This window comes from Streptomyces sp. Z26, assembly GCF_003665095.1.
Classification (GTDB): Bacteria; Actinomycetota; Actinomycetes; order Streptomycetales; family Streptomycetaceae; genus Streptomyces; species Streptomyces phytohabitans.
The window spans coordinates 5376844-5397605 of the sequence record NZ_RCHV01000002.1 but is presented as its reverse complement, the minus strand read 5'-3'; the positions used below and the strand labels follow the sequence as shown (position 1 = coordinate 5397605).

Below are 20762 nucleotides of genomic sequence, written 5' to 3'. Positions count from 1 at the left end.
GCGGTGGCGCGCGGGGCGGGGCGCGGTGACCGGGGCGGCCCGCCCCGCACCGGTCAGGAGTGCCCGTGGCGTCCGTGGGTGGCGTCGGCGAGGGTGGCGAAGATCTGCGTCATGGCCGACTGGTGGAGGGTCCCGGCGGGCGCGGCCGGGTCGTAGTCGCCGCCGCCGGAGGGCTGGAAGCGGAACAGGCCGGTGGCGGCGTCCCGGTTGGTGTCGTACGTGCTGTCCGCGTACGCGCTCATGGCCTTCAGGTAGGCGGGCTCGGCGCGTACGGCGTCGAGGTCGAGCAGGTCCTTGAAGTAGAACGCGTTGAACACGGCGGGCTGTTGGTGCAGGCGGTCGCCGTCGGTCCAGTGGGCGAGGGAGCCGCGGGCGTCGTCGACGGCCTTCGTCAGGTACGCCTCGTCGCCGGTGCCGCGGTAGAGGGCGGTGGCGGTGCCGATCATGGCGCCCGAGTTGTACGTCCAGAGCGTCTCGTTGGTGGTGCCGTCGTCGCCGCGGTCGTTGGCGTACAGGCCGGGCGAGAGCCGCATGCAGGAGTGCACCCAGCCGTACCAGCGCTCCGCCTTCTCCAGGTGGGCGCGGTCGCGGGTGTGCTCGTAGAGCCGGGCGGCGAGCTGGGCGGACAGGGCGGTGACGTTGGTGGCCCGTACGGTGTTTGCGGGCGAGTCGAACCAGTCCATGCCGCCGGGGCAGGGCTTCGCCGCGTCGTCGTCCCACGCCCGGGAGACGATCGGCACGACGCGCTCGGCCCGCTCCAGGAACCGGGCGTCGCCCGTCTCCTCGTACTGGTCGAGCTGCGTCAGGGCGACCACGGCGTTGTCGTCGTAGTACACGTCGCCGCCGGTGCCGAGTGGGGCGGGCAGGTACGACTCGTAGCCGGGGCGGTCGCCCGCCGTGAAGTAGCGCTCGGCGGTGCCGAACCGCTCGGCCGCGTCGTCCCGGTAGTCGTCCCCGGTGCGCGGCAGCCGCTGCATGTCGACGGCCGCCTGCGCGGCCTCGCGGAACGGCCACAGGAAGGAGTGCTCCGGGTCGGCGGCCTGCCGGGGCGTGTGCTCCAGGTACAGCCCGTGCTGGTCGGCGCCCTCGTACAGGTGCTGTTGGAGGGCGCGGTAGGCGTCGGTGGCGCGGTCGGCCCACGCGCCGGAGGAGACCGGGCGCGGCCGGTCGGCGCCCCGGGCCTGCGCGGCGTGCGCGGGCACGGCGGTGAGGAGCAGCCCGGCGCAGACGGCGGAGACGGCGGCGCGCGCCAGGGGTGAACGGGGCAGGGGTGAACGCGGCATGGGTGTGTCCCTTCGCGGGAGTGGGAGGGAGAAGCGGGCGTGCCTACGGGTGTTCAGCGGTGGATGCGGAGGCTGCTGACGAAGAAGCGCTGCGCGGAGAAGAACAGCACCACGGTCGGCAGCGAGACGAGGAGCGCCCCGGCCAGCACGACGGGCGGCCCGACGTTGGAGTAGTTGCCCTGGAGGTCGGCCAGCGCGGCCATCACGGGGCGGATGTTGCGGCTGGTGACCATGGTGATGCCGAACATCAGATCGTTCCAGACGGCCACGAACTGGAAGACGAACACCGCGACCATCGCCGACCGGGTCAGCGGCACGTGGATCTGCCAGAACAGCCGCCACCACGACGCCCCGTCCATCCGCGCCGCCTCCACGATCTCCCGCTCCATCGTCAGCGCGTAGTTGCGCAGCACGAAGAACGCGAACGGGACGGCGATCGCCGTGTAGACCAGCACGAGACCGGTCTGGGTGTCGTACAGCGACGTCTGCGCGTACGACAGGAACAGCGGCCGGATGAAGACCTGGAGGGGCAGCAGGGTGCCGGAGTACACCACCCAGAACCACAGCGCCTGCCGCCGGACGGGCATGACGACCGTCGCGAAGGCGGCGAACGCGGCGGTCACGGCGGCGGCCGCGGCGCTCACCACGGAGTAGAGGAGGCTGTTGCCGAGGGCCGGGCCGAGGCTGGCCCGGTCCCATGCCTCGGACATGTTGTCGAGAAGGCCGAAGCCGTCGGGCAGCCAGTGCGGACTGCCCGAGTAACTCTCGGCGGGCACCAGCGCGTTGACGACGAGCAGCCAGGTGGGGACCAGCCACAGCAGGGCGAGGACGGTGAGGGTGGCGTTGCGCAGGACTCGGCCGGTGGACATCGTCACACGCCTTTCACGTCGAGCTGGCGCCGCAGGTAGAACCAGGAGGCGGCCAGCACGATCACGGTGAGGACGACCGCGATCGCCGCGCCCGCGCCGGGCCGCAGTTCGAGGAACGTCTCGTTGTACATGGACACGGCGAGCGTCTCGGTCGCCCGCCCGGGACCGCCCTGGGTCAGCACCCAGATCAGGTCGAACGACTTGAGGCCGTTCACCAGGCTCATCCCGATCACGATGATCGACACCGGGCGCAGCTGCGGCAGGACGACGTGGCGGAACTGCTGCCAGCCGTTCGCGCCGTCCAGCGCACCGGCCTCCAGGGTCTCGGGCGGGATGGACCGCAGCCCGACGAGGAAGAGGATGACGGCGACGCCGGTGGCCTGCCAGGCGTTGGCGAGGATCATCACGACGGTGTTGCCCGGCCAGGTCAGCAGCCAGCCCTGGGCGAACGAGCCGAGCCCGACGTTCGTCAGGACCTGGTTGACGGCGCCGTCGGTGGTGAGCATGAAGTTCCAGACGACCGCCACCGCCGAGCCCGACAGGGCGTACGGCAGGACGACGCACAGCCGCGCGAACCGCGAGAGGCGGCTGGCGTCCGTCATGCAGGCGATGGCGAGCCCCAGCACGAACGGGAGCACGACCGTGCCCACCACCCACATCAGCGTGTTCTGCACCGAGCGGGTCAGCGCCGGGTCCGAGGCGAACAGCGCGTAGTTCTCGAACCAGCTGAACGGCGAGGTCCGCGTGTCGCTGAAGAAGCTGCGGTGCACCGTCCAGCCGAAGGGCGCGAGCAGGAACAGCGCGACCAGCAGCACGGCCGGGGCCAGGAACATCCCCGCCGTCAGCCGTTCACGGGTGCCGCTCCCCGTACGGGCGGGGGCGGGGCGGGCCGGCGCGGGCCGGTCCGCGGCGGGTGCGCCGTCGGCGGCCGGGGAACGCCGGTCGGTCGTACGGGTGCTCATGCCTCGTCCTTCTTCCACGCCGCCCACTCGTCGCCCGCGCGCTCCTGCATCCGGCGCAGCGTCTCGGCCGGGGAGGTCTGCCCGGCCATGAACCCGCCGAGGTCGTTGGTGTTGCCCTGGACGAGGCTGGGCGGGCTGGCCTCCCAGTAGCGGACGAGGGCCCGCGCGCGGTCCCGGGCGATGTCCCGTTGGAGCCCGGCGACGACCGGGTTGCTCGCGCGTACCTTCGGGTTGGCGGAGCTGTCCTGGAGGAAGTCGCTCCACACCCGCTGCACGGAGGGGTCGAGCCAGGCGCCGACGTTCGCCATGGCGGCGTCGTGCGAGGAGGCGCGGCTGGGCACCGCGAAGACGCCCGACTCGGCGATGACGCTCCGGGGGGTGCCGGGCCGCAGCGTCGGCAGGAGGAACGCGCCGTAGCCGCTGCCCGGTTCCATGCCGACGGCCGACATGCCGGACGCCTGCCAGGTGCCGTGCAGGAAGAGGCCCACGGTGCCCTCCTTCAGCGCGCCGGGGCCGCGCGCCTGGTCGAAGTCGGGGGCGGTCATCCAGCCCTTGCGCATGAAGTCGTGCCAGACGTCCATCGCGCGGCGGGCGGGCTCGTCGGTGTAGGACGCCTCGCCGTCGACCAGCCGCTGGTAGAAACCGGGGTCGGTCTTGCTGACCAGCTCCTGGAACCACTCGATGGCGGGCCAGCCGCCGACCTGGCTGGCGAGGAACGGCGTGATGCCGTTCCGCTTGAGCACCTCCGCGCAGTGCAGCAGCGCGTCCCAGCTGCCCGGTACGGACAGGCCGAGCTTCGCGAAGACCGGCTTGCTGTAGAACAGCACGTAGTAGGACTCGTAGAGCGGGACGCCGTAGACCTTCCCCCGGTAGGCGAAGGCGTCGCGCGACGCGCGGCGCACCCAGCCCCGGTCCGCGTACGCGTCCCAGACCGGCGTCAGGTCGGTGAGCCCGCCCGCCCGCGCCAGGCGCTTGAGCTGGTAGCCGGAGGCCCACTTGACGAGGTCGGAGGACTTCGAGGTCTGCAACGTCATCTGCACGACCTGCTGGTACGAGGTGACGGACGGGTTCGACAGCGGCCGGAGCGCGTAGCCGGTGTGCTTCTTCAGCTCGCGTCCGGCGGCGCGGTAGCCGTCGTCCCAGGTGGCGTTGTCGTTGGAGATGCTGGTGGTCCCGGGCTGCGCGGACGTGCTCGCCCCCCGGGCGCAGCCCCCGGCCGCCAGGGCGGCCGCACCCGCGGCCGCGCCGGCGAGGAGGCGGCGCCGGGCGAGCGGCGGGGCCGCGCTGCCGGTCCTGCCCGATGCTGACATCGATCACCTTCAGAGAACGGGCCATGAGCATGGCCGGAATGTGCGTCTCGGGGCGCGCACGACGCCTGGAAAGTCCCGGGACAGTCGGAGTGTGCGTTGCGTGGAGGTTAACGACACCATTCCGCCCGTAGCAAGGCTTCGGAGCCGGGCAATCCGTAACACGTCGAGGTAGGTCGCCAAATGCCCAGCTCAGCGGCCATCTTGGATTTCTCGACCCCGGCGGGTCGACCGTGGACACTCCCAGCCAAGCACTGTTATCGTTAACGGGCATGGTGGAGCCGAGTAAGGAGCAGATGTGCCCGCGTCCCGTTCGTACGACCCCCTCCCCAGCTACCGCCCGGTCGCCGGGGAGGTGGCCGCCGGTTGGGCGGCCCCCGTGGCCGGGCTGCCGCGCGGCCCGCTCGTCCTGGCCGTCGACGGGCCCGCGGCCCTCGACTGGTCCGCGCTGGCCGACGGCCTCGTGGGCGCCCTCCGCGCCGCGGGCCGGGCCTCGGAGCCGCTCGACGTCCGCGACCGCTACGCGGCGGACGCCCACGAGCGGCTCGCCGCCGCGCCCGTCCCGGCCGACGACCCGTTCTTCACCCCGCTGTCCCGCGCGGACGTCGCGGACCTCTTCGACTCCCCGCCCCGCGCCGGGCGTCCCGAAGGGGACGGCGTGGTGGTGGTGTACGGGCCGGGCGCGGCGCTCTGCGCGCCGGACGTGCTGTGGTACGCGGACCTGCCGAAGCGGTACGCCGAGGCGGCCGTCGCGCGCGGCGCGCTGCCCGTCGGCGCGAACCTCGGCCGCCCGGCCGCGCCGGGCGACCTGGTGCGGCTGTTCTACACCGACTGGCCCGTGCTGGACCGGCACCGCGACGCGCTCGCGGGACGCGTCGACCGCTGGATCGACGTACAGGACCCGGCCGCCCCCGCCTCGCTGGACGGCACCGCGTTCCGCGCCACCCTCGCGCACCTGGCGCGCGGGCCCGTACGCACCCGCCCGTACTTCAACTCCACGCCGTGGGGCGGGCAGTGGGCCGCGAGCGAACTCGGCTTCACCCCGCAGGCCGGGAACACCGCCCTCGGGTACGAGCTGATCGCGCCCGAGGCCGGGGTCCTCGTCGGGGAACGGGACGGCGCGCGGGTGGAGGTCCCGTTCCAGCTGCTGTGCGTCGAGCACCCCGGGGAGCTGCTCGGCGAGGAGGTGCGCCGCCGGTTCGGCACCTCGTTCCCGATCCGCTTCGACTACCTCGACACGATGGGCGGCGGCAACCTGTCGCTGCACCTGCACCCCCGCGAGCGGTACATGCGGGAGGTGTTCGGCTGGCCGTACACCCAGCACGAGACGTACTACGTCACCGCCGCCGAGGACGGCGCCCGCGTGCTGCTCGGCCTCACCGAGGACGCCGACACCGGCACCCTGCGGCGCGACGTGGAGGCCGCCGTCACGGACGGCACCCCGCTGCCCGTCGAGGAGCACGTCCAGTCGCACCCGTCGGACGTGGGACAGCTGTTCCTGATCCCGGCGGGCACCCCGCACGCCTCCGGCGCGGGCAACCTGGTGCTGGAGGTGAGCGCCACCCCGTACCTGTACTCGCTGCGGCTGTACGACTGGCTGCGCACCGACGCCTCCGGCGCGTCCCGCCCCCTCCCGTACGAGCACGGCCTCGCCAACCTGGACACGTCGCGGCGCGGCGAGGACGTCACGAAGGACCTCGTCCAGCGGCCGCGCACGCTGCGCGCCGGGGACGGCTGGCGCGAGGAGGTCGTCGGCGCCCTGCCCGAGATGTTCTACGCGGTGCACCGCGTCGTCGTCGCCCCCGGCGGCGCCGCCCCCGACGACACCGCGGGCCGCTTCCACATCCTCAACGTGGCCGCGGGCGAGGGCGCCGTCGTGGAGACCGGCGACGGGCGTACGCACGACCTGGCCTTCGCGGAGACGCTCACCGTCCCGGCCGCCGTCGGCCCGTACGTCGTCCGCGCCGTCGGCGACGCCGAGGTGCGGGTCGTCAAGGCGCTCGTGGTCGAGCCGTGACCGCCGGCCCCGGCGGCCCGGCCGCCCCCGCACCGCCGGTGCCGGTGCTCGACGTCGGCGGTACGCACGTCACCGCCGCGCTCGTCGACCCCGGCACGGACCGGCCCGTATCCGGCACGGTGGTACGGGCGCCCCTCGACGCGCACGCGGCGGCCGACGCCGTCCTCGACGCCCTGGCGGCGGCCGCCCTGGCCCTCCCCGCCGGGCACGGCCCGTACTGGGGCGTGGCGATGCCCGGCCCCTTCGACTACGCGACGGGGACCGGCCGCTTCGCCGGGATCGGCAAGTTCGAGTCGCTGTCCGGGGTCGACGTCGGCGCCGGACTGCGTACGCGGCTGGCCGACCGCTGCGCGCGGCTGCGCTTCGTCAACGACGCCGACGCGTTCGCCCTCGGCGAGTACGCCGCCGGGGCCGCCACCGGGCACGACCGGGTCGTCTGCCTGACGCTCGGCACGGGCGTCGGGTCGTCGTTCCTGGCCGCCGGGCGGCCCGTGCACACCGGCCCGCTGGTGCCGCCGGACGGGCACGTGCACCGGCTGACGGTGGACGGCGGCCCGCTGGAGGACACCGTCTCGCGCCGTGGCCTCCGCACCCGGTACGCCCGCCTCGCGGCCACCGGCACGGACGGCGCGGACGACCGGGACGCCCCCGACGTACGGGAGGTGGCCGTACGGGCCAGGAAGGGCGACGCCGCCGCGGCCGGGACCTTCCGCTACGCTTTCGACGCGCTCGGCCGGGCCCTCGCCCCGTGGACCGGCCGCTTCGCGGCCACCGCGGTGGTCGTCGGCGGCTCGGTGGCGCGCTCGTGGGACCTGGTGCACCCGGCGCTCGTCGCGGGGCTGGCCGCGGCCGACGGACCCGACGTACCCGTACTGGCGGCCCGGCGGCCCGAGGAGGCCCCGCTCGTCGGGGCCGCCCGCTGGGCGCGGGGCGGACCGGACGCCCCGTGACGACCAGGGCACCAGGCAGAGGAAGGGGCAGGGGCATGAGCGCTCGCCGTGGCAGCGGGCCGACCATGCACGACGTCGGCCGCCTCGCGGAGGTGAGCGCCATGACCGTCTCCCGCGTCCTCAAGAACGACCCCGGCGTGTCCGAGTCCACCCGGGAACGGGTCTTCGCCGCCGTCGACCGGCTCGGCTACCGCCGCAACCAGACCGCCCGCAGTCTCCGCCTCGGCGGCAGCGGCATGATCGGCCTCGTCGTCACCAATCTCGCCAACCCCTTCTACTCGCGCCTCGCGCTCGGCGTGCAGGAGGTCGCGACGGAGTACGGCTTCCGGATGCTGCTCAGCAACTCCGCCGAGCAGGCAGACCGGGAGCCCGCGCTCATCGACGGGCTCGTCGACCACCAGGTGGAGGGGCTGATCGTGGTCCCCGCGGGCAGCCGCCAACAGCACCTGGCGGGCGCCATGCGCCATGTGCCGGTCGTCCTCGCCGCCCGCCCGCCCGCCGGGCTCGACACCGACTGCGTGCTGGTCGAGGACTTCCACGGCGCTCGCGAGGCCACCGCCTGCCTGCTCGCGGACGGGCACACCCGGATCGCCTTCCTCGGCAACCCGCCCGCCCTCTACACCGGCGCCGAACGCCTCCGCGGCTTCTGGGCCGCGCACGAGGAGGTCGGCGTCGAACCGGACCACGACCTCATCCGGCAGGGGCTCGTCGACGCGGCGGCGGCGGAACGGGCCACCCTCGACCTGCTCGCGCGGGCCGACCGTCCCGCCGCGCTGTTCTGCACCAACAACCGCATCAGCCAGGGCGCGATCCGCGCCCTCTACAAGGCGGGCACGACCCTTCCCCTCGCCGGTTTCGACGACTTCGACCTGGCCGACGTCCTCGGCCTGCCGCTGACCGTCGTCAGCTACGACGCCGACGAGATCGGCCGCCAGGCCGCCCGCCTGCTGATCGACCGCCTCGCCCACCACGACGGCGCGCCCCCGGCCTCCCGCCGTGTCACCGTCCCCACCCGCGTCGTGCGCCACGGCGTGCCCGACGGCGCGGACGGTCCGGACGGCGCGACGCCGGAAGCCTGACGCGCGCCGCCGCCGTACGGACGGGGGCGCCGTACGCCCCGGCCGCGGCCGCCGTGACCGGGCGGGCGCGTCCGCCCGCCGACTCCCCCGCCCCACCGCCGAAAGGCCGCCCCATGCGCTTCCCCACCAGCGTCGCGGACCACCCGACCGTCCGCCGCGCCGTCCGCCGCCTCGACGACCTCGGTGACCCGCGCCTCGGCCGGACCCTGGTGCGCTGCCTGGACGACACCCTGGCCCGCACCGTACGGCCGATGCCCGACGGCACGGCGTTCGTCGTGACCGGCGACATCCCCGCGATGTGGCTGCGGGACTCGTCCACGCAGCTGATGCCGTACCTGGCGCTCGCCCCCGGCCATCCGGGCCTCCAGGAGCTGCTGCTCGCCGTGCTGCGGCGGCAGTTCGCGCAGATCGCCCGCGACCCGTACGCCAACGCGTTCAACGCCGAACCCTCCGGGCGCGCCCACGACCCCGCCGACCTGTGCGACGACCCGTGGGTGTGGGAGCGGAAGTACGAGGTCGACTCCCTCGCCTTCCCCCTCCTCCTCGCCCACCGCTTCTGGGTCGCGACCGGGCGCACCGACCACGTGGCGGGGGCGCTCCGTGCCGCGCGCGCCGCCCTCGGCGTCTGGCGTACGGAGCAGGACCACGAGCACCGCTCCCCGTACCGCTTCCGCCGCGCGGACGGCCCACCGAGCGACACCCTCCCGAACGACGGTCGGGGCACGCCCGTCGCCCCGACCGGCATGACCTGGAGCGGCTTCCGGCCCAGCGACGACGCGTGCCACCACGGCTACAACGTCCCCGCGAACCTGTGTGCCGCCGCCGCGCTCGACGGCGCCGCCGCCCTCGCCCGCCACGTACGGGACGCGGAACTCGCCGAGGACGCCGCCGCGTTGGCGGCGGAGCTGCGGGCGGCAACCGCGCGGCACGGCACCGTACGGCATCCCGAGCACGGGCTGGTGTACGCGTACGAGGTGGACGGCAGGGGCGGCGCGCTGCTCATGGACGACGCGAACATGCCGAGCCTGCTCTCCCTGCCCCTCGTCGCGGACGTCCCCGCCACGGACCCGGTGTACCTCGCCACGCGCCGGTTCGCCCTCTCCCCCGCCAACCCCACCTGGTACCGCGGCGCGGCGGCCGAGGGCATCGGCAGCCCGCACACCCCCGAAGGGCACATCTGGCCCATCGCCCTCGCCGTACAGGGGCTGACCGGCACCGACGAGGCGGAACGCGTGGCGGCCCTGCGCACGCTGCTGGTCACGGACGCGGGTACGGGCCAGATGCACGAGTCGTTCCACAAGGACGACCCGAGCCGCTTCACCCGCGCCTGGTTCTCGTGGGCGAACGCGATGTACGCCGAACTCGCCCTGGACGTGGCGGACCTGGGCACCCGCCCCCTCTGGGACGCCACCCGCTGACCGCGCCGGGCGCCCCGGCTCACCCGGCGCGGCCCTCCCGCAGCTCCTTCCGCTCCGGCGGCACCGGAGCCGGGAGCACCGACCGCTGCGACTCCGACCGCTCGGGGAGGGGCTCCTCGGGGACGTTGCGCACGCCGAGCACCAGCAGCGTGGCCAGCCCGGCGGCGAGGTACAGCAGCGCCTGCGCGTTGAGGAGGGGCACCGGCCCGAGGCGGTCCCCCAGCAGCCCGGCCGCCGCCATGCCCAGCACCTGCGCGCCGTTGAACGTGGTGTAGAACGAGCCCAGCACGCGGCCCAGGTAGGCGGGCGGCACCCGCTGCTGCACCATGCCCAGCGCACCCGCGAAGTAGACGCCGCCGGGCAGGCCGATCACGGCGAACAGCCCGACGTACACGCCCATCGCCGTCGTCACCGACGGACCGTTCCAGAGCACCAGCGCCAGCAGCGCGAAGCTCAGCGCGCCCCAGGTGATCAGCGGCCGGGGGTGGACCCTGGAACCCAGCACCCCCAGCGCGGCCCCGCCCGCGATGCCGCCGACGCCCTGGATGCTGCGCAGCAGGCCGATCTCGGCGTCGCTGCCGCCGAGGGTCCGGGCGACGAAGACGACGAACAGCACGACGAAGAGGCCCTGGCCCACGGCGCACAGGGTCGCGGACAGGAACGACACCCGCAGCCTGCGGTCGCCGAGGATGACCGCGACCCCCTCGCGCCACTCCGCCAGCGCCCCCCGGCGCGGCCCCTCCTCGACCGGGCCGCCCGCCGCCTCCGCAGGCGCCGACGGGGGCGCGGCGCGGGGGATGCGGCCGATCAGCGTGGCGGCGAGGAGCAGGCCGAGGAGGGCGCCGCCCACGACCGGCCGCAGCCCACCCGCCACCGCCACCCCGCCCAGCAGACTGCCCAGCAGGCGGCCGAGGTTGGTGTTCAGCACCACCAGGTTGCTGGCGGCCGCGGTGTGCCGGGGGCCCACCAGCGCGGGCAGCAGCGAGTTCTTCGACGTGAGGACGAACTGCGCGCACGCCGCACGGGCCCCGACCACCGCGTACAGCAGCCACAGCGTGTCCCGGGAGACGACGAACAGCAGCGGCAGGACGAGCAGCGCCTGGAGCAGCGTGCACACCAGCAGCAGCAGGCGGCGGTCGCAGCGGTCCGCGACGACACCCGCGAAGGGGCTGACCAGGATGCCGGGGGCCAGCCCGATCAGGAACGCCACGGACGTCGTCAGCGCGGATCCCGTCATGCGGTAGATGAAGATGGGGATCGCCGTGACGAGCATCCAGTCGACGGTGTCGTCCAGGATTCCCGCCAGCCACAGGGTGCGGAACCCCGGTTGGCGCAGGGGCGAGCCGCCGTCCGCGCCGGTCAAGGCCGCTCCTGCGGCCGGTGGACGGCCTGGAGGCTGAGGCTGACCTCCTCGGCCTCCGCCGGCGGGTCCTCGCGGTTGGCCACGATGTACGGCCGTACCAGCAGGTCGATCACCCCCGTCAGGTGCACCAGTTCGTCCGGGGTGGCGCACAGCGCGTACGAGTCGAAGACCGAGGCCCGCTGCCACCGCGGGTCGAGGGAGCCGAACCCCGCCAGGAACGACCGCCACAGCCGCGTCAGCTCCCCCAACTCCGCGCCCACGACGGCGGAGTGGGCCGCGAGCGACTCCGGGTCGTCCCCCTCGGGCAGGAAGTCGAAGCCGGTGGCGACCGCCCGCCAGGGCCGGTCCCGCCCGTCCGCGCCCTCCTCCGGCTCCACCCGCTCCACCAGCCCGTACCGGCTGAGGAGCCGCAGGTGGTAGCTGCAGTTCGACGCCGAGTCGCCGAGCAGCTCCGCGCAGTGGCTGGCGGTGCCCGGACCGGACCGCATCAGCTGGTGGAGCAGGCGCAGGCGCAGCGGGTGGGCGAAGGCCCCGAGCACCCGTACGTCGGTGATCCGGACCCTGCCGTTGCCCGCCGACCGGTCGACGCGGGATGTGAAAGACATGCTTCAAGACTCGCAGCACGGCGTACGCGCCCGCAAGGGAAACCGGAGAAACGGCAGGAAAGAGGCACATGCCCGCAGCAGGGACCGGAGAGATATGAAGGATCTGCTTCAGATATCCGGAGCCCCGGGCACGCCGCTGCCGCCGCCCCCTCCGGGAGGGGCGGCGGCGTCGCGGGCGGTGCGTCAACCGGCGGTGGCGGCCCGCAGGTAGGGCGCGGCGGGGACCGTCAGGCCCAGCCGCAGCCGACGCAGGGCGTCCCCGGACGGCGGCTCCGGCCAGGACGCGGTCAACTCCCGTACGGTGCGCCGCCCGTCTGCCGCCTCGTGGAGGTCCGTACGCGCCGCCGGGCCCGGCAGCAGCGGCAGGGTGCGGTCCAGTGGCCGGTAGCCGCCGGAGCGGCCCCGCAGCCAGACCCGTTCCCGCGCCGTGACCGGCGCCACGACGCTCTCCAGGAACAGCTCGTCGCGGTCCCGTTCGCCCAGCAGGGGCCAGGGGTTGTCCCGGCGCCGCAGGTAGAACCAGAGCAGCGGGCTGCGGTCGACCGTGAGCGCCTGGGTCAGCCGCCACCGGTCGACGTCGTCCAGCGCCTCCGCCCGCCGGGCCAACTGCCCGTCCGCGAAGGGCGGGCACCAGTCGTCCAGGCCGAGCCCGGCGGCCAGCGGCGTGGCGCACGGCGCCTCCAGCGCCAGTCCCGCCGCCGCGGCCAACCGGTCGAGGGTGTGCACGGTGAAGTTGCGTTCGCAGGGGTTGAGCCAGGTGTCCGCGAACTGCTCCTCCGGCTCGCCCAGGTCCTCGCGCAGCTGCCGGGTCAGCGCGCTCGGCCGGTTCAGCGCCCCCGCCAGCCGCTTGGCGGCCGCCAGGTCCCCGGCGCACCCCAGCAGCCGCAGCGCCTCCTGGAAGGAGGTGATCTCCCGCCGGTGGTGGGCGTTGTAGACCATCAGCTCCAGCACCCCCGCCGGCCGGAGCGCGGCGGCCAGCCGCCCCAGCAGCAGCCCCGGGTCGGGATGGTGGTGGATGACGCCGGTGCACACCACGTAGTCGAACGCGTCCCGGTGGGCGGTGTCGCTGATGCCCTCCTCCCGGAGGGTCAGGTTGTCGGCGCCCACCTGCCGCGCCGCCGTACGGCACAGCTCCAGCGAGTCGGCCGAGACGTCGCTGCCGACGACCTGCGCGTCGGGGAAGCGCAGGGCGACGATCAGCGCCTGGTTCACCCCGCAGCCGGGCACCCACACCCGGGCGTCGCGCGGTATCCGGCGGTGGGTGAAGTCGCCCAGCTCCTGGGCGAGCAGCGCCGGGTACAGGCCCGGGTCGTCGGGGGCCGTGAGCCGCTCGGCGTGCCAGGGGTAGGGGAACTCGGAGTAGAACTCGCCGATGATCCGCTCCGGATCAGTGTCCGTGCTCACCGCCCGCTCCTCCCCTCTTCCCGATCAGCTCCCGCAGTGCCGCCGCGCTGGACGCGACGGCGGGCAGCCTCAGCATGCCGACGTGGTCGCCGTCGACCTGGACGTGCTTGACCGGCCCCCCGGCGTGCTGCTGCCAGCTCTCGACCAGCACCGCCTGCTCTTCCCGGTCCTGTTCCTGCGAGGTGAGGACCGTCATGGGGCCGTCGTAGCGGCCGAGTTCGTAGCCGCCGAGGATCTCCATCTGCTGCTGCCAGATGTGCAGCACGTCCTGCGGGAAGAGGGAGTAGTCGCGGCAGGTGGCCGGGTCGATGCCCATGGCCTGGAACAGGTCGCTGCGCAGCACCGCCTGGAACTCCTGCTCGCGCTGCTCGTCGTCGGCCAGGCCCAGCCGGGCGCGGACCCGCCGCAGCTGGCGTACGTAGCCGCGCCAACGGACGCTCTCGCGCGGGGTGCTGGGGTCGAGCAGCACCAGGTCCTCCACGGCCGTACCCGCCGCACGGAGCTGCCGGGCGGTCTCGAACGCCGTGACCCCGCCCGCGGACCAGCCGACCACCGTCACCGGGCCGCCGACGGTGTCGCGGATCTCCTGGGCGTAGCGCGCGGCGACGTCCTCCAGCCGCACGTCCTCCCCGGTGCTCTCGCCGCGCAGCGCGCCGAGCGTCAGCCCGTACAGGGGTGCCTCGCCGCGCAGCAGCTCGACCAGGTGGCGGTAGCTGAACACGGTCCCGCCCAGCGGGTGGACGAACACCACGGGCACCCCGGCGCCGCCCTCGGCCAGCACCGACAGCGACGACGGGTGGCCGTCCCCGTCCGCCGCGCGACCGCTCTCGGCGACGGCGGCGGCGACCCCCGCGACCGTGGGGTCCTGGAGGAACCGGGCGAAGGTCAGCCGCACGCCCAGCAGCCCGCGCAGCCGGGCCACCACGGTGAGCACCAGCAGCGAACTGCCGCCCAGCTCGAAGAAGTTGTCGCGCGGACCGAACGCCCCCGCCTCCAGCCCCAGCACGTCCGCCCAGGCGCGGGCGACGTCCTCCTCCGCCCCGCTCAGCGGCGCGTCCGGGCCGTGCGCCTCGCCGCCCCACGACGGCTGGGGCAGCGCGGAACGGTCGACCTTGCCGTTCTCGTTGAGCGGCAGCCGCTCCAGCAGCATGATCCGCGAGGGTACGAGGTGCGCCGGCAGGTCGGCGCGCAGCCGCGCGCGCAGCACCCCGGCGTCGAACCCCGACTCCGTCCCGGGCACCACGTGGGCGATCAGCGCGGTACGGCCCGCGGGTGTCGTCGCGGTCACCACCAGCGCCTGGCGGACGCCCTCGATCCCCGTCAGCGCCGCCTCGACCTCCCCCGGCTCGATGCGGTAGCCGTCGATCTTGACCTGGTGGTCGATCCGCCCCAGGAACTCGGCCTGCCCCCCGGGCAGCCACCGCCCCAGGTCGCCGGTGCGGTACAGCCGCGCGCCGGGCGGCCCGTACGGGTCGTCGACGAACCGCTCTGCGGTCGTCTCCGGGCGGTTCGCGTAGCCGCGGGCCACGCAGGCGCCGCCGATGTAGATCTCGCCCACCACGCCGGTGGCGACCGGCCCGCGGTCGGCGTCGAGCACGTACATGGTGGTGTTCGGGACGGGGCGCCCGATCGGCAGGGTGCTCGCCCCTTCCGCGTCCGCCGCGCCGACCTCACCCTCCGTGCCCACACCCACGCCCACCGGCACACCGGCCGCGGCCGGGACCTCGTACACGCAGTTGGCGACCGTCGCCTCCGTCGGGCCGTACTCGTTGAGCAGCGGCACCCCGGGGGCCAGCGCCCGCCACCCGGCCAGCACCGCGGGCGGGAAGGCGTCCGCCCCCACGACCAGCAGCCGCGCCAGCCCCGCCGCCTGCGCGGCGCTCAACTGACCGGTCAGCAGCTCCAGATGGCCGGGTGTCAGCTTCACGAAGCTGTACGGCGCCCCCTGCGCCAGCACCTCCCCCAGCCGGTCGGCGGGCACGTCCTCGGGGACGAGGGAGACCGTCTGCCCCGTCAGCAGCGGGGTGTAGAGGTTGGGCACGATCATGTCGAACGCCATCGAGGAGAAGAGCGGCGCGCCGCCGTCCCCCTCGGCGGCGTACCGGCGCACGCACCACAGCAGGAAGTTGACCAGACCGCGGTGTTCCACCAGGACGCCCTTGGGCTTCCCGGTGGAGCCCGAGGTGTGGATGACGTAGGCCAGCGCGTCCGGGTCCGTCGCGGGCGGCGGATCGTCGGCCCGGTGCGCGGCGACGCGGTGCCACGACTCGTCCAGCACCAGCACGTCGCCGCCGAGAGCGGCGGCCCGCCCGGCGAGGAGCGACTCGGTCACGACCAGCCGCGCCTCGCTGTCCCCGGTCACGAACCGCAGCCGCGCGTCGGGGAACGCCGGGTCGAGCGGTACGTAGGCCGCGCCCGCCTTCCACAGCGCCAGGCAGGCGACCACCAGGTCCGGCGAGCGGCGCAGCAGCAGCGCCACCCGGTCGTGGGGGCGGACGCCCCGCTCCTGGAGGTAGCGGCAGAGGCGGTTGGCCCGCTCGTTCAGCTCGGTGTAGGTCAGGGTGCGCCCCTCGCCGCCGAGCTCGCGGACGGCCACGGCGTCCGGCGTACGGCGCACCTGCTCCTCGACCATGCGGTGCGCGCACACCTCGGGCAGGTCCGCCCGCCCGCCGTCGGCCACCGCGCCCACCATCTCGGCGCGCGTCTCCTCCGGCATCAGGGGGAGGGCGCCCAGCGCGGTGTCCGGCGCGGCGAGAGCGGCCCGCAGCAGGGCGGTGAAGCCCTCGGCCACCGCCCGTACGCCGCTCTCGTCGCAGCGCGCCGTGCGGTAGGTGAACTCGCCGTACAGGCCCCCGCCGTCCGGGTCCCCGCCGTCGGGGCGGAGCACCAGCATCAGGTCGGCCTTCGGCGCGTGGTCGGGGAAGTCGAACCGCGCCGACGCGCAGCCGGGCAGGTCCAGGAGCGGCCCCGCCGCGTGGTCCAGCTCGAAGAACACGTTGAACAGCGGGTTGCGCAGCGAGGAGGAGGCGGCGGTGCGCACGGTGTCGAGGACGTCCTCGAACGGCGTGCGTACGTGCTCGAACCCGTCGAGGACCGTGTCGGTGGCCTCCTCCACCGCCTCCCGGAAACCGGTGCCCGCCGCCGTGCCGACCGGCAGGGCGAGGGTGTTGAACAGCGGCCCGACCGTACGCTGCGCCGCCTCCGCGAGCCGCGTCGAGACGGTCGTGCCCACCGTCACCCGCTCCGCCCGGCCCAACCGGCCGAGCACCGCGGCGAACGCGGTCAGCAGCACCGTGTAGCGCGTCGTACGGTGCTCGTGGGCGAACGCGTCGACCTCCCGCACCAGCGCCCCCGGCAGCGCGAAGCGGTGCCCCGCGCCCTCCCGTTCGCCCCGGTCGGCCCGCCCCACCAGGGGCAGGGCCAGCGGGCCCGCGCCGACGAGCCGACGGCGCCAGAACGCCAGGCCCGCTTCCCGTTCGTCCGCCGGGACCTCGGCGTGGCCGAAGTAGGCGGCCGGGCCGTCCTGCGGGCCGCCGCGCGCGTCCCCGTCCGGCGCGGCCCGCCCGGCGTAGACGCGGGCCACCTCCTCGAAGAGCACCTGGAGGGACGCGCCGTCGCAGACCGCGTGGTGCAGGTGCACCGCGAAGACGTGGTCGTGCGGCGCGAGGCGCAGCAGCATCGCGCGGACCAGCGGCCCGCCCTCCAGGTCGAACGGCACCCGCGCCGCGGCGGCCACCCGCTCCCGCGCCGCCCGTTCCGCGCCGCCCGCGTGGCCGGTGACGTCGGTGTACTCCACGGAGGCGGACGCGTCGGGGTCGACGGCGAGCGACAGCCCGGAGCGGCCGTACCGCACGAAGCGGGACCGCAGCAGGGGCTCCCCGCGCACCACCGCCTCCCACGCGGCGCCCAGCGCGGGCACGTCGAGGTCCCCGGTGACGCGCAGCGCCGCGGAGACCGTGAACTCCGAGCCGATGGGATCGAGTTGGGAGGCCAGCCACATGCCCCGTTGGATCGGGGAGGCGGGGTGGCCGAGAGTGGTCGTGGTCATGCTTCCATCCCCTCCAGGAGGGTGCAGCCGAGCAGGACGTCGGCGCCGTTGGCGATGTCGGCGGGCACGGTGCGTTCGTGCGGCACGTGGCTGGAGCCGCCCTCGCTCGGCACGAAGATCATGCCGGTGGGGGCGACGCGGGCCATCCACTGCGCGTCGTGCCCGGCGCCGCTGGGCATCGTGACGTGGCTCAGCCCCAGCGCGTCGGCCGTACGGCGGACGCTCTCCTGCCGCAGCGGGTCGCACGGCGTCGGGCTCACCCGCTGGACCTCGGCGACCTCGATCCGGGTGCCGGTCCGCTCGGCGGTGTCGTCGGCCATGACGCGCAGTCGGCCCAGCGCGGCGACCAGCGCCTCCTCGGACATGTCGCGCAGGTCCACGACCAGCCGGGCCCGGCCGGGCACCACGTTCCACGCCCCGGGCGAGACGGCGCAGTCGCCGACGGTGGCGACCCGTACCAGCCCGTCGGGCCCCGTCAGCAGGGGTACGCGCGTGATCAGCTCGGCGGCGGCCAGCAGGGCGTCCTGACGGTCGGTCATCGGGGTGGTGCCGGCGTGGTTGGCCTGTCCGTGCACGGTGACCTCGGCGGTGAGCCGCCCGGAGATCCCCTCCACCACGCCGATGGCGGTGCCGGAGCCGGTCAGCACGGGCCCCTGCTCGATGTGGAGTTCCAGGTAGGCGGCGACGCTGCCGGGTTCCCGGCGTACGCTCCCCAGCCGTCGGCTGTCCCCACCGGCCGCGTCCAGCGCCTCCGCGAGGGTGCGGTCCTGCCCGGCGACGGGCAGCTCCAGCTCCCCCGGCTCCGTGCAGCCGGCCATCGCGCGGGAGCCGAACATGGCGGGAGTGCCGGTGGTGCCCTCCTCGTTGCTGAAGGCGACCACGGCCAGCGGGCGGTCGAGGACCACCCCGTTCTCCTGGAGCGTACGGGCGACCTCCACGGCGGCCAGCACGCCGTACGCCCCGTCGTACGCGCCGCCGCCGGGGACGGTGTCCAGGTGCGAGCCGAGGACCAGCGGGGGCGCGGCGCTCAGGCGGCCCGGTCGGCGGCCCACCAGGTTGGCGGCGGCGTCCACCGAGACGTCGAGTCCGGCCTCCCGCATCAGGGCGGCCACGAACTCCCGCCCCTCGACGTCCTCCCGGCCGAAGGCGCAGCGCGTCACACCGCCGTCGCCGGTCGCGCCCACCGCGCGCAGCCGGTCCAGGTGCGTCAGCAGGCGGTCCGCGTCGACGCGCAGCGGACGCAGCGATGTCGTGGTCGTCGTCATCGTGTCAGCCCCGCCCGACCTGGTGGCGCCAGCCGTGGACGTCCGGTACGAGCCCGTGGTGGTGGCTGAGCAGCCGCTCCTTCACCGCTCGTGCCACCGGCCCGGGACCGCCCTCGCCCACCCGCCACTCGGTGTCGCCGTCCCGTACCCGGCCGATCGGCGTGACCACCGCCGCCGTGCCGCAGCCGAACGTCTCGGTGATCAGCCCCGCCTCGCAGCCGGTGCGCCAGTCGGCGACGTCGACGGGCTCCTCCCGTACCTCGTAGCCCAGTTCGCGGGCGACGGCCACCACCGAGTCGCGGGTGACGCCCGGCAGGAAGCTGCCGGTCAACGGCGGGGTGACGACGACCTGTTCGGAGCCGTGGCCCCGGACGAAGAACAGGTTGGCGCTGCCCATCTCCTCCACCCAGCGGCGTTCCACCGCGTCGAGCCACACCACCTGGTGGCAGCCGGCCCGCGCGGCCGCCTGCTGGGCGGGCATGGTCGGCGCGTAGTTGCCGGGGGTCTTGGCGCTGCCCGTGCCGCCCGGGAAGGCGCGGGGGAAGTCGCGGCACACCCAGGCGGCGAGGGACTCGGTGTCCTCGCCGAAGTAGCTGCCGATGAGGAACGAGATGACGACGACGGTGTAGGCGCGGGCGGGCCGCGGCACCAGGTTGGTCTCCGAGGCGAACATGAACGGCCGCAGGTACAGGCTGTAGCCGGGCCGGTCGGGCAGGCTCTCCTGCTCGGCCGCGACGAGGACCTCCAGCGCCTCGGTGAACAGCTCCTCCGGCAGCTCGGCCATGGACAGCCGCCGCGCGGACTCCCGGAAGCGGCGGGCGTGGGCGTCCGGTCTGAACACGGCGAACGAGCCGTCGGGCTGGCGGTGCGCCTTGAGCCCCTCGATGACGGACTGCCCGTAGTGCAGTACGGCGGTCGCCGGCGACAGCGACAGGTCGCGGTGGCCGGTGAGCCGCGGCCCGCTCCAGCCGTCCTCCTCGGTCCAGCGCAACGTCACCATGTGCGCGGTGAAGTCGCCTATCTGCGCGTTCTCGATACCGGCTTCTCCCTGGACGGTCGCGGCGTCGCGTCCGGCGGCGGGCCCGGCGGTGCTGACGGTCATGGTGTGGTCCTCACGTGCTCGGCGGTTTCCGGACGGGCGGATCAGAAGTTGACGACGAAGAGGAACGAGTCGCGGCGGGAGATCAGGCCGTCCGGTCCGAACTCGAAGATCTCCGCGAAGCGGTGGGACTGCGTACGGCCGTCGGTGAGGACCCCGTCGAAGCTGCCGTCGACGGCGACGGCGCCGTCGCTCAGCAGCACCCGCTCCAGCGTGTGGGTGCCGCTGCGGATGGTGCGCGCCTCGCGGTAGAACCTCTCGATGGCCCCGCGGCCGTTCAACGGCTCGGAGCCGGGCCGGTGGTAGACCGCGTCCTCCCCGAACAGTTCCCCGAACCCGGCGAGGTCGCCCTCGTCGATACGGCGGTACAGGGCGTGCACGGCGTCCTCGGGTGACATGGCTCCTCCAGGGGTGGGGCGCCTCCCGCGGGTGCGGACGGCGGGGAAGCGGGCGCCGGTCGTGGGGGTGGCCGCCCGGCCCGACTCGTAGGCCCGGATCTCGTCCTCGTGGCGCAACGTGCCGCCGATGAAATCGTCGCCGCCGAGCAGCCGGTCGCGGGTGTCGGCGTCCAGTTCGAAGCGGTGCTCCCGGCCGACCGCGGTCACCGTCAGCGTCCGCAGGTCGATGCGGACCTCGGTGCCCGGGTCGGTCTCGGCCGCCTCCCAGACGGCCGTGACGAGGTCCCGGGGGACGACGACGGCGAGCAGGCCGTTCACCCAGGCGTTCGCCCGGAAGATGTCGCCGAACCGGGGGGCGAGCACCGCCCGGACGCCGTAGTTGGCGAGCGCCCACACGGCCGCCTCGCGGGAGGAGCCGGTGCCGAAGTTCTCGTCGGCGACGAGGACGCTCGCCCCCCGGTGGCGGGGGTCGTTGAGGACGAACGAGGGGTCGGTCCGCCAGTCCGCGAAGAGGCCGTCCTCGAAGCCGGTCTTCTCGGTGTTCGTGCAGAACCGGGCGGGGATGATCTGGTCGGTGTCCACGTCGCGGACGCGCAGCGGCAGCACCGTCCCCGTGTGCGCGGCACCCGGCCGTACGGCGGTGGTGGGGGTCGTGGTCATGGCCTCTTCCTCGTCCTCTCGTCGTACGGGGCGGG

Annotated in this window: 15 protein-coding genes and 1 pseudogene; 4 read left to right on the top strand and 12 right to left on the bottom strand. The window is 74.7% G+C overall.

Features of this window, described 5'->3' with window-relative positions; translation table 11 throughout:
* Nucleotides 1-53: 53 nt before the first annotated feature.
* Genes D7M15_RS23425 through D7M15_RS23410 form a run of 4 tightly spaced genes read right to left on the bottom strand, consistent with a single transcriptional unit; the run spans nucleotide 54 to nucleotide 4424 of the window.
* Nucleotides 54-1283 carry a glycoside hydrolase family 76 protein gene (locus D7M15_RS23425; RefSeq protein ID WP_240649438.1) on the bottom strand — a complete coding sequence of 410 codons (1230 nt, stop codon included), beginning with the start codon at nucleotides 1281-1283 and terminating at the stop codon, nucleotides 54-56.
* A 53-nt stretch (nucleotides 1284-1336) separates the two neighbouring features.
* Nucleotides 1337-2152 carry a carbohydrate ABC transporter permease gene (locus tag D7M15_RS23420; protein ID WP_165906318.1) on the bottom strand — a complete coding sequence of 272 codons (816 nt, stop codon included), beginning with the start codon at nucleotides 2150-2152 and terminating at the stop codon, nucleotides 1337-1339.
* A 2-nt stretch (nucleotides 2153-2154) separates the two neighbouring features.
* On the bottom strand, nucleotides 2155-3114 hold the full coding sequence (locus tag D7M15_RS23415; protein ID WP_121519309.1) for a sugar ABC transporter permease: 960 nt from the start codon (nucleotides 3112-3114) through the stop codon (nucleotides 2155-2157).
* Nucleotides 3111-4424, bottom strand: coding sequence for an extracellular solute-binding protein (locus D7M15_RS23410; RefSeq protein WP_121519308.1), 1314 nt, complete (start codon nucleotides 4422-4424; stop codon nucleotides 3111-3113). Before D7M15_RS23410 ends, D7M15_RS23415 begins: the two co-directional genes overlap by 4 nt.
* Before the next feature lie 295 nt (nucleotides 4425-4719).
* Between D7M15_RS23410 and D7M15_RS23405 the strand changes: the two genes are divergently transcribed.
* The 4 genes from D7M15_RS23405 (at nucleotide 4720) to D7M15_RS23390 (ending at nucleotide 9885) form a co-directional block, all read left to right on the top strand.
* Nucleotides 4720-6438, top strand: a complete 1719-nt coding sequence (locus D7M15_RS23405) for a class I mannose-6-phosphate isomerase (RefSeq protein WP_121519307.1) — start codon at nucleotides 4720-4722, stop codon at nucleotides 6436-6438.
* Nucleotides 6435-7388: an ROK family protein gene (locus D7M15_RS23400; RefSeq protein WP_240649437.1), complete on the top strand. Its 954-nt coding sequence runs from the start codon at nucleotides 6435-6437 to the stop codon at nucleotides 7386-7388. The genes D7M15_RS23405 and D7M15_RS23400 overlap by 4 nt, the downstream gene beginning before the upstream one ends.
* Before the next feature lie 35 nt (nucleotides 7389-7423).
* Nucleotides 7424-8467 (top strand): LacI family DNA-binding transcriptional regulator, encoded by a 1044-nt coding sequence (locus D7M15_RS23395; protein WP_121519306.1) that lies wholly within the window; start codon nucleotides 7424-7426, stop codon nucleotides 8465-8467.
* Between the two features lie 113 nt (nucleotides 8468-8580).
* On the top strand, nucleotides 8581-9885 hold the full coding sequence (locus D7M15_RS23390) for a glycoside hydrolase family 125 protein (protein ID WP_121519305.1): 1305 nt from the start codon (nucleotides 8581-8583) through the stop codon (nucleotides 9883-9885).
* Between the two features lie 19 nt (nucleotides 9886-9904).
* Here D7M15_RS23390 and D7M15_RS23385 read toward each other — a convergent pair whose 3' ends face one another.
* The 8 genes and pseudogenes from D7M15_RS23385 to leuD all read right to left on the bottom strand — a co-directional run.
* Nucleotides 9905-11248: an MFS transporter gene (locus tag D7M15_RS23385; protein WP_121519304.1), complete on the bottom strand. Its 1344-nt coding sequence runs from the start codon at nucleotides 11246-11248 to the stop codon at nucleotides 9905-9907.
* Nucleotides 11245-11853: a helix-turn-helix domain-containing protein gene (locus tag D7M15_RS23380; protein WP_121519303.1), complete on the bottom strand. Its 609-nt coding sequence runs from the start codon at nucleotides 11851-11853 to the stop codon at nucleotides 11245-11247. The genes D7M15_RS23385 and D7M15_RS23380 overlap by 4 nt, the downstream gene beginning before the upstream one ends.
* 183 nt (nucleotides 11854-12036) lie before the next feature.
* The gene (locus tag D7M15_RS23375) at nucleotides 12037-13257 is read right to left on the bottom strand and encodes a class I SAM-dependent methyltransferase (protein ID WP_121519302.1); all 1221 of its coding nucleotides are present in this window, start codon (nucleotides 13255-13257) and stop codon (nucleotides 12037-12039) included.
* The gene (locus tag D7M15_RS23370) at nucleotides 13241-17305 is read right to left on the bottom strand and encodes a non-ribosomal peptide synthetase (protein ID WP_121519301.1); all 4065 of its coding nucleotides are present in this window, start codon (nucleotides 17303-17305) and stop codon (nucleotides 13241-13243) included. The genes D7M15_RS23375 and D7M15_RS23370 overlap by 17 nt, the downstream gene beginning before the upstream one ends.
* Nucleotides 17302-18570, bottom strand: a complete 1269-nt coding sequence (locus D7M15_RS23365) for a Zn-dependent hydrolase (RefSeq protein ID WP_121519300.1) — start codon at nucleotides 18568-18570, stop codon at nucleotides 17302-17304. Before D7M15_RS23365 ends, D7M15_RS23370 begins: the two co-directional genes overlap by 4 nt.
* Before the next feature lie 4 nt (nucleotides 18571-18574).
* Nucleotides 18575-19672 (bottom strand): branched-chain amino acid aminotransferase, encoded by a 1098-nt coding sequence (locus tag D7M15_RS23360; protein ID WP_121519299.1) that lies wholly within the window; start codon nucleotides 19670-19672, stop codon nucleotides 18575-18577.
* A gap of 41 nt (nucleotides 19673-19713) precedes the next feature.
* Complete coding sequence (locus tag D7M15_RS29205; RefSeq protein ID WP_240649720.1) at nucleotides 19714-20067, bottom strand: nuclear transport factor 2 family protein; 354 nt, start codon at nucleotides 20065-20067, stop codon at nucleotides 19714-19716.
* 69 nt (nucleotides 20068-20136) lie between these two features.
* A pseudogene (leuD, locus tag D7M15_RS29200) lies at nucleotides 20137-20727 on the bottom strand (3-isopropylmalate dehydratase small subunit); the annotation flags it as partial.
* Between the last annotated feature and the right edge of the window lie 35 nt (nucleotides 20728-20762).

Coding starts and splice junctions, on each gene's coding strand:
- D7M15_RS23425 (WP_240649438.1), bottom strand. CDS start 1,283: ATGCCGCGTTCACCCCTGCCCCGTTCACCCCTGGCGCGCGCCGCCGTC.
- D7M15_RS23420 (WP_165906318.1), bottom strand. CDS start 2,152: ATGTCCACCGGCCGAGTCCTGCGCAACGCCACCCTCACCGTCCTCGCC.
- D7M15_RS23415 (WP_121519309.1), bottom strand. CDS start 3,114: ATGAGCACCCGTACGACCGACCGGCGTTCCCCGGCCGCCGACGGCGCA.
- D7M15_RS23410 (WP_121519308.1), bottom strand. CDS start 4,424: ATGTCAGCATCGGGCAGGACCGGCAGCGCGGCCCCGCCGCTCGCCCGG.
- D7M15_RS23395 (WP_121519306.1), top strand. CDS start 7,424: ATGAGCGCTCGCCGTGGCAGCGGGCCGACCATGCACGACGTCGGCCGC.
- D7M15_RS23390 (WP_121519305.1), top strand. CDS start 8,581: ATGCGCTTCCCCACCAGCGTCGCGGACCACCCGACCGTCCGCCGCGCC.
- D7M15_RS23380 (WP_121519303.1), bottom strand. CDS start 11,853: ATGTCTTTCACATCCCGCGTCGACCGGTCGGCGGGCAACGGCAGGGTC.
- D7M15_RS23370 (WP_121519301.1), bottom strand. CDS start 17,305: ATGACCACGACCACTCTCGGCCACCCCGCCTCCCCGATCCAACGGGGC.
- D7M15_RS23365 (WP_121519300.1), bottom strand. CDS start 18,570: ATGACGACGACCACGACATCGCTGCGTCCGCTGCGCGTCGACGCGGAC.
- D7M15_RS23360 (WP_121519299.1), bottom strand. CDS start 19,672: ATGACCGTCAGCACCGCCGGGCCCGCCGCCGGACGCGACGCCGCGACC.
- D7M15_RS29205 (WP_240649720.1), bottom strand. CDS start 20,067: ATGTCACCCGAGGACGCCGTGCACGCCCTGTACCGCCGTATCGACGAG.